This window comes from Streptomyces turgidiscabies Car8 (assembly GCF_000331005.1).
Classification (GTDB): domain Bacteria; phylum Actinomycetota; class Actinomycetes; order Streptomycetales; family Streptomycetaceae; genus Streptomyces; species Streptomyces turgidiscabies.
This window is the reverse complement of the sequence record NZ_AEJB01000211.1, coordinates 1-1,359: the sequence shown is the minus strand read 5'-3', so window position 1 is coordinate 1,359 and position 1,359 is coordinate 1. Positions and strand designations below refer to the sequence as shown.

The 1,359-nt window shown below is 68.1% G+C and carries 3 protein-coding genes; 2 read left to right on the top strand and 1 reads right to left on the bottom strand.

Annotation, left to right across the window (positions count from 1 at the left end; all coding sequences use genetic code 11):
• Positions 1 to 28 precede the first annotated feature (28 nt).
• Positions 29 to 370, bottom strand: coding sequence for a carboxymuconolactone decarboxylase family protein (locus STRTUCAR8_RS14045; protein WP_006376400.1), 342 nt, complete (start codon positions 368 to 370; stop codon positions 29 to 31).
• Between the two features lie 236 nt (positions 371 to 606).
• Here STRTUCAR8_RS14045 and STRTUCAR8_RS14040 point away from each other — a divergent pair, with 236 nt between their 5' ends.
• Together STRTUCAR8_RS14040 and STRTUCAR8_RS14035 are read left to right on the top strand one after the other, a co-directional pair.
• Positions 607 to 1,017, top strand: a complete 411-nt coding sequence (locus STRTUCAR8_RS14040) for a DUF7144 family membrane protein (protein ID WP_006376398.1) — start codon at positions 607 to 609, stop codon at positions 1,015 to 1,017.
• Between the two features lie 155 nt (positions 1,018 to 1,172).
• Positions 1,173 to 1,359, top strand: a 187-nt coding sequence (locus STRTUCAR8_RS14035) for a DUF6381 family protein (protein WP_044472179.1), incomplete at its 3' end; no start/stop codon positions are given.

Below are 1,359 nucleotides of genomic sequence, written 5' to 3'. Positions count from 1 at the left end.
TTCCCGCACGTCGGCGTGCGGGCGGTGGTCAGCCTTCGTCGGGCAGTGACAGACCGAAGGCTTCACCGATGCTCCGGGCGGCGGACACCACGCGGGCGCTGCCGACCACGGGGGCGACCGCCACGAGGACGCCCTGGACCTTCTCCAGGGGCACGCCGAGTTCTTCGGCGGCGCCGACGTTGAGCACGTACGAGGCGGGGGAGGCGTCCATGGCCACCAGCGCCGCGATGCGCGTCAGCAGATAGGTTTCCGGGTCCAGCCCCGATCGCTCGAACGTGTCGAGCGTCATCCGGACGAGTGTTTCGAACACGGGGGCGTCCGCCTCGGCGAGGGCGCTGACCCCGCCTGCCCCGGTCGTTTCGTCGGCCATGGTCCGGCTCCTTCTTCAGCGGGTGTGGTGAAGCTGCTCCTACGGGACTTCAGTCGAGCCCCGCCTGCCTGAAGGGGCATCGCCCGCCGCGGGTGATTCGGTTTCGTACCCGGCGGTTTCGGCGAGTGCTCGCAGACTTCACCCTCTACGGGTGATCACCCGTCCCCTCGCACCCCCGCACGCTCGGAGGTGCAGCGCTGGGCGTTGCATCTCACTCAGGAAGCGAGGAATCCGCCATGGCTACGACCACACCCCGTCACCACGCGGAGACAACCCATGCAGGTGCCGGCGGACTGGTGACGTTCGCAGGCGTCCTGCTGTTCATCGCCGGTGTCCTCGACCTGTTCCGGGGCATCATGGCGATCGCTGAGGACGACGTCTACGTGGACACCCCCAACTACGTCTTCAAGTTCGACCTGACCAGCTGGGGCTGGATCCAGCTCGTCCTCGGAGTGATCGCCATGGCGGTGAGCGCCGGCCTCTTCTCGCGCGCCACGTGGGCCCGGGTCGTCGGGGTCGGCATCGCGGGGCTGCTGATCATCGCCAACTTCCTGTCGATCCCGTACTACCCCGTCTGGTCGCTCACCCTGATCGCGCTGTACGCCTTCGTCATCTGGGCTCTGTGCGTCGTGGGGCGGGACGACTGACGCAGCACGCCGAAGCACACGCGGAACCGGAAACGCCGTACGAGACCTCTGTGGTACCGCGGAGATCACGGTGGGTGAGCATTCGAGATGCGGGGGAGCGGCGGCACTGTTTCGCTGGTGCGGCCCGCTCTCCCCACATCACCCAAGGAGTGATCATGAGCGTTGCAGGCGAGTCCCGCGGCCGTGCCCAGCAGATGCGGCAGAAGGCGCAGGAGATGGAACAGACCGCGGAGCGGACCACCGACCCGGATGAGCGTACGCGGCTGAAGGAGAAGGCACGCCGGCTCATGGAGCAGAGCGAGCAGGCCCGCACGGGCGGCGGGGACAGCGACCCCATGCTGT

Excerpts from the sequence above, each read along its gene's own strand:
- STRTUCAR8_RS14040 (WP_006376398.1), top strand. The coding sequence starts at position 607 with ATGGCTACGACCACACCCCGTCACCACGCGGAGACAACCCATGCAGGT.
- STRTUCAR8_RS14045 (WP_006376400.1), bottom strand. The coding sequence starts at position 370 with ATGGCCGACGAAACGACCGGGGCAGGCGGGGTCAGCGCCCTCGCCGAG.